Origin of the sequence: Kitasatospora sp. NPDC094028 (assembly GCF_049543595.1) — a bacterium.
GTDB lineage: Bacteria > Actinomycetota > Actinomycetes > Streptomycetales > Streptomycetaceae > Kitasatospora.
On the sequence record NZ_JBMVFA010000027.1, the window covers coordinates 50,662 to 64,910 of the forward strand.

The window sequence follows — 14,249 nt, forward strand, 5'->3', positions numbered from 1 at the left end:
GATCTGCGGAACGCCGGCCGGTGTCGGCCGTCGCCCCTACGATTCTGGGCATGAGCTCTCACGACGCCCCGCTGCCGGGCGCGCAGCCATCGTTGCTCGGCAACGCGGTCCTCACCGGCTGGATCGGCAAGGACCCGCGCACCGGCAGCGACTTCCCGTTCCTCATGCTCTACAACCCCGGCGACGGAGACCTCGGGCGCCCGGCGGGCGAGGCGGCTATGACCGAGATCCTGGCTGGTTGGGGTGTCCGGCCGGGGAACGTCGTCTCGCACCCTCACCTTGTTGGTGGCCCGGTGCCGCTGCACGTACGTGTCCGGCTCGTAGAAGATCCCCGGGTGGAGGTTGTGGGGATTCCCGGGCTCAGCCCGGTTCTCCCGGTTAACGCGGAGTGGGCGGGGGTGGCGGCGGCCTCGAAGGAGGTCATGTTCGTGGTGGCCGGCCGGGTGTGGCCGCAGGGTCCGTCTGCCGGCCAGGCACAGTTCGACGCGTTCACGATGGACCCTCGTACGATCTCGCAGTCGGTGCTGATGCTCGCTCCGGCCAGCGTGGTTGCCTGACCTCGCGGCTGGTACGCAGCAGGGGGTGCACCCGGTCTCGGGTGCACCCCCTGCTCGCGTTTCGGCGGGGTTCAGGTGATGAGTGCGTAGACGCCGCCGGCAACCAGGGTGCCGAGCACGGTTCCGGTGATGGTCTGGGACAGGGTGTGTTCGTGGACGGTGACGCGGGCCCAGCCGAGCAGCGCGACGAAGGCGTAGCCGAGGAGCCACCAGGGGTTGTACGCCTGGGCGAGCATGGCGAACGAACCGGCGGTGACGGCGGCGTGGACGCTGATCTTGTACTTCGCGAGGACGGTGATGGGCCATACGGCGGTGATGGTGGCCCACATGGCGGCGGTCATCGCGATGAGCGGGCGGGGGGCGCTGGTGGCGGCCTGGAGGGCGATGCCGGCGGCGACCGAGGCGCTGATGACGGGCAGGACGGTGATGCGGCGGACGCGGTCGGTCAGGTGTCGGTTGGCCCAGTTGCCGTCGCCTTCGATGTAGACGATGTAGATCATCGGGATGACGGCGGCGAAGACGATGGCCACGACGGCCCAGCCGAGGCCCTTCCAGCCGTAGAGGCCGCAGCCGATGAGGAGGCTGACGGCAACGATGGTGTTCTTCGGGTCGGCCCAGTCGCTGAGCCGGCGGCCGAGGAGTGCGCGGCCGGGCGTCAACTTCGTTGTGGTGTCGGTCATTTGCTCGTCTTGTTGTAGGCGCGGGCGACGTTCTTCGCCCAGCGGATGTCGCGGGAGGGTGCGCGCAGTTCCCGGCTGCCGGGAACGGGGGCGTCGGGCACCGCGGCGTCGGTGAGCAGGTCGTGGGCGGCGTGCCGGTGCAGGGCGTTGCGGGCCTTGATGGCGTCGGTGGTGGCGTCCTGGCCACCGCTGACGCCGAGGTTGAGGAAGGCGTCGCGGACGGCGAACGCGGAGTAGGCGGTGTCCAGGGTCCGGTCGCCCCAGACGAAGAGTTCACGCACGCGGGAGCGGCGCTCGCCGAACTGGAGGTTGGGGAAGGTGTCGATGACCTGGCCCAGGAGCGGGTGGAGGACCCACAGCGTGTGCTGGTCCTGGAGGTAACGGGCCAGGCCTCGCAGGGGCGGGAGGCACAGGCCCGTGATGATCAGCAGGATCGAGGCGGCGACGGTGACGTCGCCCAGCACGTTCAGCTGGGTCAAGCGGGTGTCGTCGATGCCGAACGCGATGATGTAGACCCGTTCGGCGACGTAGAGGGTGCCGAGGGCGCAGCCGGTGGCGAGGGAGAGAGCGCCGGTGCGGGCCAGGCCGCGGGGGAGGGCTCGGCGGGTGGACCAGAAGATCCGGGTGGCGAGGGCCATCGAGAAGCCGAGGTAGCTGTAGAAGATCATCATGTAGGCGATGACCGCCGGCTCGCCGAAGTGGGGGCTGAGCATGTCGTCGGGGTCAACGTTGGCGTCGCGCGGCAGGGCGAAGAAGAACAGCCCGGTCATGGTGGCCGCGGCGCCGGCGGCGAGCCGGAAGCTGGGGCGCAGGCGTCCGCGCAGTCCTCTGCCGTGGACGGCGTAGAGGTAGTCGATGAGGAACGCGATGCTGGTGAGGCCGAGGAGGTGGCGCGTGAGGATGGGGAGGCCGGTCACCAGCTCCTGCAGCGGGTCGCGGACGGCGGTGACGCCCATGGCGAGCCCGAGGGCGGCGATGGTGATGCACAGGGACCGGGCGGCGCGGCCGGAGCGGATGGCGGCCGGCAGGCGCCAGAGCGAGATGGCGACCAGGAGGGTGGGGATGATGATGGTGAGGATGATGGAGATCACGCTGCTCGCCTCCAGCCCGCGATCTTGCGGACGGGGTAGGTGAGGGTGCGGTAGAGGGTTCGGCCCTGGCGGGTCGTACCTTCTTCGGCGCCGACGTGCTCCATGAGCAGCAGGGCGAGCATCTCGGCCTGGGCCTCTTCGAGGTCGGCGTAGCCGGCTCGGGTGAGCAGGACGCTGGCGACGGTTTCGGCATCGAGGTCGGGGAAGATCGAGGCGAGGACGTCGTGCTGGACGCGGCACTCGTGTTCCCAGATCATGTGGCCGAGTTCGTGCAGGATGATCAGCGTCTGGTGGGGGACGCTGGTGTTCTGCTTGTAGAACACGACGTCGATGCTCGGGAGCCGGACCCACAGGCCGGTTGGAGTGGAGGGGCTGACGTCGGCTGGGAGCGGTTCGAGCGCGATGGGCCGGCCGCGCTGCTTGGCGAGTGCGGCGACGAAGGCCGAGACGTCGAAGGGGTCAGGGATCGGCAGGTCGGCGAGCAGTGCTTCGCAGTCTCTGCGTATCCCTCGTGGCACGGGCATGTCGGACCTCTGCGTTCGCGCGCTCCGCCTGAACGGTTTGGTGCGCGCTACATGGACATAGGTCGAAATTTAAACACATCTTGACTGTGGCATTCCGCAGACTTTACTCTCGGTGACCGTCGGCCTGGGTGCGAGCCTGCGCTTCCAGTTCGGCCATCCGCTCCGCCATGGTCACGAGGACGTTGAAGTTGCTGGGCTCCAGGCTCATCGCGCGCTGCATGAAGCCGAGGCCGGAGTCTGGCGTTCCACCGTCGACGGCCCCGGAGGGGTTGCGGAGTCTGGCGAGGGCGTTGAGGGCGTCGAGCTGCTTGTCGACGGCCTGCGTGTCCTCGGCGGTGAAGTAACTGGCTCCGTTCGAGAGCCCGAAGATCCGGCCGAGCGCGTCGAGGGTTTCGACGGTCGGGTTGACCGGGGAGCCGTTCGCGCCGAACCCGCGCTTGAGGTAGCGCAGCTGGGTCTCGGACAGGACGCCCTTGGAGCGCTCGGCGAGTTCGGGGATGGCCACCGGGGACTGCGGCGGGGTCCGGTTCGCGCGCCGGTCGTTTTCCACCAGGATGAGGTGATTCAGTCGCTGGGCGATCTTTTCCGCCCTCGACTTGGTGGAGCCAGATGCCGATTCGCTCACAGACAGTACCGCTTTCCGCTATTCACAACTGCTCCAACTATACCCTCGGTCATTAAAGTGCGCCTGTTTGATCGTGGACACTCAGTTACCACGAGGCCCTGAACAGGAAGTATGTAGTGACTTGACGGTAGGCCGCACTATAGTGAGGGAGCCGGGGCAGCCCGGTAAGTGCACATAGCAACCACGGGGGTGTCGACATGCTTGCGCGTTCCGTCCAGCCGGAGAGAAAGCGCCGCCTCAAGGCCGGCGACCCCCCTTCGTCCCGGTTCACCACTTGCGCAGGAACGCCCCGTCGCTGCGCGTGACCACCCTTCCCGAGCGACGACCGTGCCGGATCGCGGACGCCAAAGGAACGCCGTCCACCAGGTAGGAGTCGCCGCACCGGGCAACCGCGGCACCCTGGCCCGCGGCCGCATCGGCGGCGTCGGCCGGCGTGAGCCAGCAGCCGGCCGGGAGCCGCACGAGCAGGCCCCGGGCCGGGGAAGAGGTAGCACCCGCCACCGGGTCACCCACTTTCGGTCTGAGCCACAGAGCCGAGATGCGCTGCGGCTGGCCGGCCGCCATGGCCGACCAGTCGACCATAAGTGCAACATCGACAATAGACAACCAATTGATCCATCAGCATCCCAGCCGAGGGCGGTCCCGTGCTCCTGTCCACCTCTCAGCCCGTGTCGCGGGACTCCGGCGACCTCGACGAGATCGAGCGGTGTGCCCGGGCCGCGGCCGCGGCGAGCACCCCGGAGGAACGCAAGGCCGCGCTGGGCACCCTGTACATGGCGCTGCGCGACCCGGTCGTACGCGACATCCGCGCCCGGGTGGACAACATGGCGACCGCGGAGGATCTCGCGCAGGAGACGTGGGTGCGGGTGGCCCGTTCGATCGGGCAGTACAACAGCCGCTCGGGCGGCTTCGTGCCGTGGCTGTTCACCATCAGCAGGAACCTGGTCGTCGATCACTACCGGGCGGCCGGCCGGCGCGCCCAGGAGATCCTCAGTTCGACCCCGGTGGCCGTTGACGTTCCATCGGAGGATGAGGCTCCCGAGCGTTCGGCGGAACGGCGCGAGGTCGCGGCCATGTTGAAGGGCTGCCTGGCTAAGCTGCCCGAGCGCCAGCGCGAGGCGGTGTACCTTCGGGTGTGCGTCGGGCTGAGCACCGCCCAGACCGCGCAGGTACTCAGCACGCGGCTGCGCCCGACAACGGAAGGCGCGGTGCGTGTACTGCTTACGCGCGGCCTGCGTAAACTCTCACAGATCCTGCCGGAAGACGCCGCAGCTCACAGGCTGGCTGAACCTCTTCTTGCGCCGGCTCCGCGCGCAGAGGAGGGTGCTGTGCGTGAAGTGATCAGGGTGTAAGGCGACGAGATTGGACCTGGGATGCGACGCGCTCATGTCGACCGGCTGTGTCGGACCCTCTCCGGAGACGGCGCCGGCGTGCACGATCGGGCTACCCGGCGCGCCGCGGCGGTCGCCAACGCGCTGCACCCGGCAGAGCCGCTGAGCGAAGCGGCCTACCTGCGGGGCCTGGACGCGATGTTCGCCGCCGTGGACGAGAGCTTCGAACCGCCCGTCTCCGTCGCCCCGGAGGCCGGGGCCACCCCGCTCCCTGCCGAGGAGATGACCGTTCAGCCCGCTGAGGTCGGCACGGTCAACGTCGACGGGATGCGCGTCGTCGCCGCCCGGTCCGTCGAGGCCCTCAGCGACACGGACCTGCCCGAAATCGCGGCGCAGGTCGCCCAGTTCATGGCCGAGCGCCACGATCTGGCTGCTCACGATAGGTAGACATGCAGCTTCGCCCCCCGGTGATCGTCGTCTCGTCGAGGATCGACGCCGACGCCACGCTGATCATCGACGGCGACCAGCCACTCGTGGTCATCCGCCCCGCCCAGACGTTCGACTCGGCAGTCCTCGCCGTCCAGGCCGCGCTGCGGGCGGACTTTCCGCACCTTCACCCTGACCAGATCCGCGCGATGGTGCGGGCTCAGCTCCCCGACCTGCCGACCATGGACCGGCTGATGGGCGTCGGGGAGTCGCCGCCGCCCATCGACCGGTGCGCCCCGGTTCGCTCCGGCCGGCAGATCGTGCCGCGCGCGCCCAGACGGCGCAGGTCCGCCGCCATTGGCCAGATACTGCTCGCCGCTGTCATCGCCGCGGCCGGCGTCGGCGTCGGGTACATGGTGGGGCAGCACGGGAGCAGGACCGCCGCCGTGCTGGATCGGGTGCCCGTCCCCGCCGCCACGCTGTCCGCCTTCGCGGCCGACCCGGCGTTTCGGCAGTTCGCCGCCGCCGGGCAGATGCGCTGCACGAGCCTGGGCCCTCTGCAGGCCCGGTGTACGGACGTCGATCAGCTGGTCATGTACAGCGAGGCCGCGATATCACCCAACTCGGTTGCCTACACGTTCAGTTACGGCACTGAGCGGATCTACATGATGGCGTTTCGCAGCAACGCCGATGCTGCGGCGTGGGCGCAGGAGAGCGGATCGCAGAAGACGCTGGACAACCTGAGCGTGGTGACGAGGTTCGCGTTGTGGGGTTCGGACGCGGCCCGGCTGCGGGAGTACCAGGAGCTGATCGTCGAGGCCGCCCGGCAGGAGCAGACACGCCCGGTGTCGGCGAGCCTGACGGTCAAGATGCCGGATCGGCTGGCGGCTCTGGCGTTCGGCACACTGGGGGTCGTGTCGAGCCGCCTTGACCGGCTTGATTTGGCGCCGAACGCGCCCGGGTTGGTCGCCGCGGTGCACCTGGTGCTGGGCGGCGAGACGGAGCCGCCGGCGTCGGCCCGGGTGACCGCGTCGGCCGATGGGTCGCTGGTCACCACGATGCTCGGCGTCGACCAGACCGCGTCTCCGCCGGCCAAGCCTGTTCCGCCGCCTCCGCCGCCTCCGCCGGCCGAGCCGTCCGAAGCTCCGAACCCAGACGGTGGCGCCAAGTCCCCGGAGCCGCCACCGGAGACTCCCCGCCCCTCACCGAAGCCGAGCACCGGAACGTTGTCGCCGTCCGCCACACCGTCCCCGACCTCCGGCGCGACGTCGTCCCCGACGCCCCCGGCGGAGAGCGGGCAGCCGCCGTCCCCCGGAACCGAGGCCCCGGCAGGGCTGCCCGTACCCGAGGACCACACGGACCCGGCCGGCACGTCGGAGCCGGACGACGCCGCGCCGCCTTCCGATGAGGTGTCCGAGACGCCGGTGGAGAGCCTGCTGCTGGCGGGGCCGCCGACCGGCCGACCGCCGACCGCGGCCCCCTCGACGAGCGGCTTCCTAGAAGGGCGGCGGAGGGCTCTGCGGCCAGTCCGCTGAGGAACTGGCGGGGGACGAGGCGCTCCAGGGGTCGGCGTCCGTCGTGGCCGGGCCGGGCCGGCTGGCCCGGGCGACCTTGGCGGTCGCCGAACGCAGGCTCGGACCGACCTCTTCGACCTCGACCTCGAAGACGGTGCGTTTCTCCCCCGCGGTGGTCTCGTACGAGCGCTGCCTCAGCCGGCCCTGCACGATGACGCGCATGCCGCGCTGGAGGGACTCGGCTGCGTGTTCGGCCTGCTGACGCCAGACGTTGCAGGTGAGGAAGAGGCTCTCACCGTCCTTCCACTCGTTGCTCTGGCGGTCGAAGGTGCGCGGGGTGGACGCGATGCGGAACTTCGCGACCGCTGCCCCGGAGGGGGTGAAACGCAGGTCGGGGTCGTCGACGAGGTTGCCGACGAGGGTGATGGCGGTCTCTCCTGCCACGGGTCTGTTCTCCTCCGGTCTCAGCGGGCCGCGAGGGCGGCGATCTTGGCGCGGGTGCGGGGGCCGGCGACACCGTCCGCGCGGCCGAGCCCCGGGTGCTTGCGGATCATGTCGTTCACAGCGGCCGCCGTCTGCGGCCCGAAGTAGCCGGTCACCGGCAGACGGTGGCCGATCCGGTTGAGCTGCGCCTGGATGGTCTTCACCTCGGCGCCGCGCGCGCCCGGCTTGAGGCTGGCCGTCTGGTTGGTCTGGGTTCCGAGGGCCGCGTTGGCGATCCGGGCGCGGGTCTTCGGGCCGGCGACGCCGTCCGCCGGGCGGAGGCTGGGGTTGAGGCGGACGAAGTCGTTGACGGCGTTGGTGGTGAGCGGCCCGTAGTAGCCGGTGGCGGGCAACTGGTAGCCGATCCGGTTGAGCTGGTGCTGCAGCTCCTGGACCTCGGGGCCGCGCGCGCCCGGCGCGAGCGCGCCGGCTGTCGTACGGCTGCTGCTCCCGGTGGCCGTCCCGGCGGCGAGGGCGGTGATCTTGGCGCGGGTGCGGGGGCCGGCGACGCCGTCCGCGCGGCCGAGCCCCGAGTTCTTGCGGATCACGTCGTTCACCGCCGCCTCGGTCTGCGGCCCGTAGTAGCCGGTGGCGGGCAGCTGGTAGCCGATCCGGTTGAGCTGGTGCTGCAGCTCCTGGACCTCGGGGCCGCGCGCGCCCGGCGCGAGCGCGCCCGAGGGGCGGGTGGGCTGCGGGTCCGGCTGCGGGTCGGGGCGGGGCTCGCTGGTTGTTCCGCCGGGCGGGGTGACGGGCTTGGCGTCGTCGGGAAGGGTGATGCTCTGGCCCGGCTTGATCTGGTTGGGGTCGGTGATCTGCGGGTTCGCGTCGAGCAGGTGCCCGAGGGTGATACCGGCGAGAGCGGCGATGGCGGAGAGGGTGGCTCCGGCCCAGATGACGACGCGTCGGGTGGTGCTCGGCGGCGTGGTGTTGCCGGAGCCCGCACCGGCGAGGGTGAGCAGGGTGGCGAAGGCGATGTTGCCGGGGTCGCCGTGGTCGTTCTCCGGGACGTGCTGGTGGCCGCACCAGCCGCGGAAGGAGTTCCACGCGGCGAAGGAGAGGCGGACGCCGTTGCGGCCGTAGGAGTCCGGGTAGGGGGCCCACTGGGCGGGGCCGTCGAGCGGGATGCCGTTGTGGTCGCGGTGCCAGGCCATGAACGCGGCGAGGTCGCGCAGCGCCCAGTCCGGGGCCTCGGGCCAGAAGATGTGCTGGATGCCTTGGGCTGTCCAGCGGCGGTGGGTGGCCGGGTCGCAGGTGCCGATCAGCTCGATCTGCACGGCGCCGGCCGTGTTGGTTTCGACGCCGCCGGGAGCGTTGACGAGGGCGCGGGCGGAGTGGTCGAACGGGAAGTGCTGGCGGAAGAGCAGGCGGCGGGCGGCGAAGTCGGGCTTCGCGGTGACGTGGGGTGCTTCGGCTCCGCCGCTGTAGTCGGGCCAGCCGGTTCCCTCGGTGGTGTGCAGGACGCCGCACCGGGGGTTCATGTAGCTGCCCGGGTAGTGGTCGGCGAACCACTGCGAGCGGTCGGCGCCCGGGTAGAGCGTGTCGGTCATGCTGCGCCCCTTCGTGATGGTGAGGGGCGCAGCGTCGCGGCCGGCGGGGGCTAGTGTCTCGGGCTGTCGGGGGCCGGCTCGGGTGGGTACTCCAGGGCGTGGAGGGTGACGGCCAGACGGTCGGCGAGTTGCTCGGCGTCGACCTCGTCGGCCGGGGCGGTGGTGGTGGTGGTCTCCTCGGGGGCCTGGTCCTTGCCCCAGTGGGTACGGTGCTGCCGTTCCAGGTAGAAGCTGATGGCCTTGAAGTCGGGTGCGGCGCGGTCGGTGACGGTCTCCTCGATGATCTGGCCGGTCTCCGGGTCCCGGGCCTTGCGGGTGGTCTCCTTGATGACGAAGCCGCCGTTGATGAGGCGGCGGAGCTGGACGACCGCGCCGGCGTGGGCCAGTTCTCGGGCCTGCTCGATGCGTTCGTGAAGGGCGAGGTAGTCGTCTTCGCCGGGCTGGGCCGGTTCGCCCTGGCGGCGGCGGTCGGCTTCCTCGCGGCCGCGAGCGAGCCAGCGCAGGAAGGACGCCTTGTGGACTCCGGCGACGGCGGCCGCGGTCTCAACGGGCATGCCCTGGCGGGTGGCTTCGATGAGCTTGTGCTCGGTGTCGGGGGTGAGCAGGCGCCGGCGGCCGCGGCCGCTCCCCTGGGGGGCGTCCGGGCCGTGGCGGGGCTTGCGGCGGGTCACGGGGCGGTGGTGGGTCAGCTTCGGCGGGGCGTGAACTGGTCGCCGCAGGTCGGGCAGCGGACGAGGCGCGGGCCTTCCTCGTTGTCGTCGTCGTTGAAGGAGGTGTCGTCCCCGAGGTCGGAGGTGAGTGCGAGGGCGGGTTCTTCGCCGAGGGCTTCGGCGGGGGCCGCACGCAGCAGAGTCTCCATCTCGTCGTCGGTGTAGGCGAGGGAGTCGAAGAGGCTGGCGTCGGTGGTGACGAGGTCTTCGAGCATGCCGGCGAGCATGCGGCGGTCCCAGTCGGCCTGCGCGGTGATGCGGTTGAGCTTGATGATCAGCGCGTCGGCTTCGGCGTCGGTGCGGGAGGACCAGCCGCGGGTGACGGGCAGGAGCCACGAGCCGTCGTCGTCGAGGAGAACGCCGTCTGGGGTGGTCTCGCCGTCTGCGTACATCTCGACGAGGGCTTCGTGGCGGCCGTGGCCGGCGATGCTGCGCCCGGTGCGCTCGTCGACCAGGACGGGGTCGACGAAGCCGTGCTCGCGGATGCTCGCCTTGATCAGCGGCAGTTCGTGGAGCTTGGGGTTGCGGGTGGCGGGGGTGAGGGCCTGGAGAGGCATGTAGGCGATCCAGCGCGGTGCCTGGACGGGTGGCGTGGTCACGGGCCCTCTTCTCGTGGCGGGTCGGGCGGTCGCGGGGGCGGGGCTCAGTGGTGACCGCGGGTTCCAACCGCGCGCCCCGCTCACTGTGTGGGGCAACCAGGAGGCCGTCAGCCGTCGCCCCCGCGACCGGTGTTGCTCCGGGCTCGCTCCCTTGTTCCCGGGCGGGGGCGAGTCCGTGGCCGTGGGGTGGTTCGCCGGTGCGCACGATGGCGGTCCGTCCATGGCCGGCCCGGACGGTAGTGGGGTCGGAGCCTAACGTCTCTCGTTAATCATTGCTTGTGTTACAGTTATTCGGTGTTGGGGCAGCCCAGCCGGCCGGGGTCTGTAACGCCCGGGGACGGTTCGTCGTACCCCCAGGTGTACGGCCCGGCACGAGCACGTCCGGGAGAGCACCCGGACTCACCGAAAGGACACCCGCGTGACGGACCAGCAGGAACCCGAGGCCACAGCGCCCACGCTCGCCGAGCTCAGCCAGCGGGCCACCGTGCTGAACCAGATGGCCAGCCGCTTCACGGAGCTCGCCGCGGTGGCGAAGACCGACCTCGACTCCGCGGTGCTCGCCCAGCACACGAGCAACGGCGTGAAGTCGATCTCCACCAGCATCGGCGGCAGCAAGGTCGTCACCTGGACGGTGCGGGAGCCCAAAGCCCCCGGCACGGTGGTCGTCTCCGACCGGGCCGCGCTCACCGACTGGGTTCACCTGAACCACCCCGAGCATGCCGGGTGGGAGGCGACGATCATCGGCGCCTTCGAGCAGGTGCTCATCAACGCGGCCGTCCACGACAAGGAGAGCGGCGCGATCATCCACAAGGACACCGGCGAGGTACTGCCCGGCCTGGCCTGGAAGCCCTCCCCTGCGCCGTCGAGCGTCGCCCCCTTCTGGACCCCGGACGGCCGCGACCAGGTGATGGAGTACCTGCGCGACGGCGCCGTGGCCGAACTGATGGCCACCGCCCTCCAGCTCGGGCAGGGGGACGAGGTCTGATGTTCCCGGTCACGCAGTTCCCGAAGGCGGTCTGCCTCCGCGTCGACCCGGACGTGATGTTCCCTTCGGCGAAGGACACCAAGGGCATCGCCTTGGCGAAGGCGACCTGCGCGTTCTGCCCGCACAACGACGAGTGCATGGAAGCCGCCCTCGCCACCCCGGCGGGGCGGGACGAGGGCGTACGGGCCGGAACCACGCAGGACGAGCGGCGCAAGATCCGCCGCCGCCGCGCCGCCGCCACGCGCAAGGGTCGGCAGGCGCTCGCCGCCTGACCCGGCCGCATAGAACCACCGCCCGGCCGGGCCGTTAACCCGGCCGGGCTCCACCCGAGGATGACACTCTTGAGCACCGCCTTGCCCGACGCGGCCCGCCGGCCGTCGCCCACCGCCCCGGCGTCCTGCTGCACGCACTGCCGCCAGCAGCGCGCCGCGCTCGACGTGGGCCTGTCCGCCCCCGCGTTCCGCCTGCTGTCCGCGATCGCGCTTCGGACAGCGGGCGACACCGCGTGCTCCGGCGCGGCGGCGGCCGCCGACCTGAGCCCGTACCAGGCTCGGCCGCTGCTGGGCGAGCTGGTGCGCTCTGGCCTGCTGGCCCGGGCACGGCACCGGCGCTCCCGTACGACCGTCACCACCTACCGTCTCCTGGAGGTGGCCCGGTGAGCCTGGAACCGATGCTGTGGGCACTCAAGGACAGCCCGACCGCGGACACGTTCGAGCGACTGATCCTGGTCACGCTCGCCGAGCGCGCGGACTCGGACGGCTGCAACGCGTTCCCGTCGAAGGCCACCCTGGCGAAGGCGGCGCTGTGCGACGAGAAGACGGTGGGACGCAAGCTCAAGCAGCTCCAGCAGCGCGGTCTGCTCGGCGAGGGCGATCAGAGCGCGGCCCGGCACATACCGGAGCGCTACCGCCCTGTGGTGTACGACCTGCTGATCCCGCACTCGTGGTTCGGGCACCGGATCGACCGGGTGAACGAGGAGCGGCAGCAGAGGGGGCTGGCGCCGCTGAGCGCCCGGTCGCGGCCGGACATCACGCCGGCGCCGGCCCGGGTCCGGCGCGCCGACTTCGGCAGGAAACGCCCCACCGACGAGGAGACCGCCGCGAGGGGGGACTTGAAGTCCACGGACTCTCAGTCCCCCCTGAATCCGAAGGGCGCAGGGGGGACTGAGAGTCCTGGCAGGGGGGACTCACAGTCCTGGGAGGGGGGACTTCAAGACCCCCAAACAACCCCTATAAACCTCCCCGGTAACCCGCCCCAAGGCGCGGGAGGCGTCGGCGTGCCCTCTCCGGCCGGCGCGGGGCCGGGCAAGCCGGACGGCGGGGACGGCAAGCCGCCCCGCCCGAAGTCGAAGACGCAGCAGGACGCCGAACGCCGCGCGGCGCAGGCCGAACAGGACCAGGTGCTTGACCAGCTCGCACGCGACGGCGCGACGGCTTGGTGGGACCACGCCCAGGCGCAGTTCGGGCCATGGGCCGGCAGCAAGAACGGCTTCATGATGCTGATGGGCATGATCCGCCGTGCCGCCGGTGCGGGCTACACCAAGCAGCAGATTTGGGCGGCCCTGCTCGACTGCGGACGGCACGTCCCGTCCGCGCAGCAGTGGCAGGGCGCCCTCGGCACGGCCGCCGGCAAGGCAGTCGTGCCGGGCCGGCGCGGCACGACACCGATGTACGACGACGCCGCTTCGCACCCGCGGGCCGAGCAGCCGGCTGCGGACTCGGTGGTCGACGCCGTGCTGAGCGCGCTGGACAGTCGATGAAGGGCAGCAGCACGGTGACCTCGATGGCCGAGCTGGTGCTCGGGCGGGAGCTCACGGACGCGGACCACGGCGCCACGGTCAAGGCTCTGGCGATCCGTGAGGCTCGCGCGATGATGGCCCGGGGGACGGCGGAGCAGCGCGCCCGCGGCGCGGTCCCGGCGCAGGACGGCGCGGTGTGGGAGCAGCCGGACGAGTACCGGCAGGGCATCTACGCAACGGCCTGGCTCAAGAGCCTCGACCGGGCGCGGCACCGCGCCTACCTGCGGCACCACGTCACGGTGCCGCCGAACGGGCTGCCGGACGGGCACGTGCTCCTCGATGTCGACCAGCACCCCGAGGTGCTCGCCTACTGGGTGCAGCGCCTGGCGGCCGGCCTCGACACCAAGCAGCACCTGGTCGCGTTCGGCAACGTCGGCTCCGGGAAGACGGCGGCGCTGATCGCGCTGGGGTCGCTGGCGGTGAGCGCGGGGGTCATGACGCGGTATGTGCGCCACGGCGACTACGTGCGCTGGCTGCGCCCGGACGGCGCGCCGCCCGGGCTGACCCAGCTGCAGGTCCGGGAGTTCCACGACCGTGCCGGGCTGCTGATCCTGGACGAGCTGTGCGGCGAGATGGACGGTCAGGCGACCGAGGCCGTACGGCAGGCGACCGGGGACCTGTTGTCCGCCCGGATCGCCTCCGGGCTGCCGACCGCCATCGGCACCAACCTGCACTCGGCGCAGATCGCGAAGATCCTCGGCGACCGGATCGTCTCCCGGCTCGGGGAGAGCGCGACGGCGCTGCAGTTCGTACGGCCGGACCGGCGCCAGCCGGTGCGCTGGTGAACCGCCGACCGCGGGCGCCGCGCCGCCGACCGCTCGCCAGGGTGGCTAGGGTGCGCAGGGAGGATGCGAGAGGACGGTCCCCCATGCCCGAGTACGATCCGGCGGCCCGCGCCAAGGTGGCGACGGCGGTCGCTCAACGCGAGGTCGCCCAGTTCGCCGCCGCCCTGGTCGGCGAGACCTCCACGGCCAGGCCGGCCCATGACCGGATTCGTGAGGCACGCCACCTGCGGCTGCTGGCCCTGGAGGCGTTGGACCGAACGGTGATCGCCGCACGGCTCGACGGTGCCGGCTGGGACGAGCTTGGCGAGGCGCTGCTACTCGACCCCGAGGTCGCGCAGGTCCGCTATGAGGCGGCGGCCGCGCGGTGGGCCGCCCCAGCGGCGGCGGCAGCACGTGGCCCAGGCGAGCCGGGCGATCCGGACGTGGCGGGCACGGCGGAACTGCTCGATGCTTGGTACGCGGCCGCCCGGCCGGTGCTCGACCCTCAGATTGAGGAACCGGTCGACCGGCCGGTATCGAGAACACTCCACCCAAACTAATCATTGTTCATGATACAGTTAAGGAGGGGATGCAAGGCTGCCGAACCCGGCAGCA

General features: G+C 71.3%; 19 protein-coding genes. 10 read left to right on the forward strand and 9 right to left on the reverse strand.

Translation table 11 applies throughout. The annotated features are described in order from the left end of the window. The first annotated feature begins 50 nt into the window (after positions 1–50). A complete protein-coding gene (locus ACPC54_RS30605) occupies positions 51–557 on the forward strand; it encodes a DUF5949 family protein (protein ID WP_498969452.1) in 507 nt (168 codons plus the stop codon). 71 nt (positions 558–628) lie between these two features. Here ACPC54_RS30605 and ACPC54_RS30610 read toward each other — a convergent pair whose 3' ends face one another. From ACPC54_RS30610 to ACPC54_RS30630, 5 genes are all read right to left on the reverse strand, one after another. Further along, the gene (locus ACPC54_RS30610) at positions 629–1,237 is read right to left on the reverse strand and encodes a hypothetical protein (protein WP_498969453.1); all 609 of its coding nucleotides are present in this window, start codon (positions 1,235–1,237) and stop codon (positions 629–631) included. Beyond that, positions 1,234–2,328, reverse strand: coding sequence for a hypothetical protein (locus ACPC54_RS30615; protein ID WP_498969454.1), 1,095 nt, complete (start codon positions 2,326–2,328; stop codon positions 1,234–1,236). Before ACPC54_RS30615 ends, ACPC54_RS30610 begins: the two co-directional genes overlap by 4 nt. Then, entirely contained in the window at positions 2,325–2,852 is a 528-nt protein-coding gene (locus ACPC54_RS30620; RefSeq protein ID WP_498969455.1) for a toxin, read from the reverse strand. The genes ACPC54_RS30615 and ACPC54_RS30620 overlap by 4 nt, the downstream gene beginning before the upstream one ends. Positions 2,853–2,955: 103 nt before the next feature. After that, positions 2,956–3,402 (reverse strand): hypothetical protein, encoded by a 447-nt coding sequence (locus ACPC54_RS30625; RefSeq protein ID WP_498969457.1) that lies wholly within the window; start codon positions 3,400–3,402, stop codon positions 2,956–2,958. Between the two features lie 342 nt (positions 3,403–3,744). Further along, positions 3,745–4,059 (reverse strand): hypothetical protein, encoded by a 315-nt coding sequence (locus ACPC54_RS30630; RefSeq protein WP_498969458.1) that lies wholly within the window; start codon positions 4,057–4,059, stop codon positions 3,745–3,747. Positions 4,060–4,121: 62 nt separating this feature from the next. Here ACPC54_RS30630 and ACPC54_RS30635 point away from each other — a divergent pair, with 62 nt between their 5' ends. The 3 genes from ACPC54_RS30635 to ACPC54_RS30645 all read left to right on the forward strand — a co-directional run bounded on the left by ACPC54_RS30635 (position 4,122) and on the right by ACPC54_RS30645 (position 6,769). Next, a complete protein-coding gene (locus tag ACPC54_RS30635; protein ID WP_498969459.1) occupies positions 4,122–4,829 on the forward strand; it encodes an RNA polymerase sigma factor in 708 nt (235 codons plus the stop codon). A 78-nt stretch (positions 4,830–4,907) separates the two neighbouring features. After that, on the forward strand, positions 4,908–5,255 hold the full coding sequence (locus ACPC54_RS30640; protein ID WP_498969461.1) for a hypothetical protein: 348 nt from the start codon (positions 4,908–4,910) through the stop codon (positions 5,253–5,255). A gap of 20 nt (positions 5,256–5,275) precedes the next feature. After that, complete coding sequence (locus tag ACPC54_RS30645; RefSeq protein WP_498969462.1) at positions 5,276–6,769, forward strand: hypothetical protein; 1,494 nt, start codon at positions 5,276–5,278, stop codon at positions 6,767–6,769. Here the strand turns inward: ACPC54_RS30645 and ACPC54_RS30650 are convergent. From ACPC54_RS30650 to ACPC54_RS30665, 4 genes are read right to left on the reverse strand one after another with little or no spacing between them, the layout of a single operon-like run. Next, the gene (locus tag ACPC54_RS30650) at positions 6,731–7,192 is read right to left on the reverse strand and encodes a single-stranded DNA-binding protein (RefSeq protein ID WP_498969464.1); all 462 of its coding nucleotides are present in this window, start codon (positions 7,190–7,192) and stop codon (positions 6,731–6,733) included. The two genes, ACPC54_RS30645 and ACPC54_RS30650, sit on opposite strands and share 39 nt — an antisense overlap. A 20-nt stretch (positions 7,193–7,212) precedes the next feature. Continuing rightward, positions 7,213–8,778: a peptidoglycan-binding protein gene (locus ACPC54_RS30655; RefSeq protein ID WP_498969465.1), complete on the reverse strand. Its 1,566-nt coding sequence runs from the start codon at positions 8,776–8,778 to the stop codon at positions 7,213–7,215. A gap of 50 nt (positions 8,779–8,828) precedes the next feature. Next, positions 8,829–9,449 (reverse strand): hypothetical protein, encoded by a 621-nt coding sequence (locus tag ACPC54_RS30660; RefSeq protein WP_498969467.1) that lies wholly within the window; start codon positions 9,447–9,449, stop codon positions 8,829–8,831. A 14-nt stretch (positions 9,450–9,463) separates the two neighbouring features. Further along, positions 9,464–10,087, reverse strand: a complete 624-nt coding sequence (locus ACPC54_RS30665) for a ParB N-terminal domain-containing protein (RefSeq protein WP_498969469.1) — start codon at positions 10,085–10,087, stop codon at positions 9,464–9,466. A gap of 418 nt (positions 10,088–10,505) precedes the next feature. Here ACPC54_RS30665 and ACPC54_RS30670 point away from each other — a divergent pair, with 418 nt between their 5' ends. The 6 genes from ACPC54_RS30670 (at position 10,506) to ACPC54_RS30695 (ending at position 14,194) form a co-directional block, all read left to right on the forward strand. After that, the gene (locus ACPC54_RS30670) at positions 10,506–11,072 is read left to right on the forward strand and encodes a hypothetical protein (RefSeq protein WP_498969470.1); all 567 of its coding nucleotides are present in this window, start codon (positions 10,506–10,508) and stop codon (positions 11,070–11,072) included. Next, positions 11,072–11,344 (forward strand): WhiB family transcriptional regulator, encoded by a 273-nt coding sequence (locus tag ACPC54_RS30675; protein WP_498969471.1) that lies wholly within the window; start codon positions 11,072–11,074, stop codon positions 11,342–11,344. Before ACPC54_RS30670 ends, ACPC54_RS30675 begins: the two co-directional genes overlap by 1 nt. A 69-nt stretch (positions 11,345–11,413) precedes the next feature. Then, the gene (locus tag ACPC54_RS30680; protein WP_498969472.1) at positions 11,414–11,731 is read left to right on the forward strand and encodes a hypothetical protein; all 318 of its coding nucleotides are present in this window, start codon (positions 11,414–11,416) and stop codon (positions 11,729–11,731) included. Next, positions 11,728–12,831, forward strand: a complete 1,104-nt coding sequence (locus ACPC54_RS30685) for a helix-turn-helix domain-containing protein (RefSeq protein ID WP_498969473.1) — start codon at positions 11,728–11,730, stop codon at positions 12,829–12,831. The genes ACPC54_RS30680 and ACPC54_RS30685 overlap by 4 nt, the downstream gene beginning before the upstream one ends. Then, entirely contained in the window at positions 12,828–13,655 is an 828-nt protein-coding gene (locus tag ACPC54_RS30690) for an ATP-binding protein (RefSeq protein ID WP_498969474.1), read from the forward strand. The genes ACPC54_RS30685 and ACPC54_RS30690 overlap by 4 nt, the downstream gene beginning before the upstream one ends. Positions 13,656–13,738: 83 nt before the next feature. Next, positions 13,739–14,194 (forward strand): hypothetical protein, encoded by a 456-nt coding sequence (locus tag ACPC54_RS30695; protein WP_498969475.1) that lies wholly within the window; start codon positions 13,739–13,741, stop codon positions 14,192–14,194. Positions 14,195–14,249: the final 55 nt, after the last annotated feature.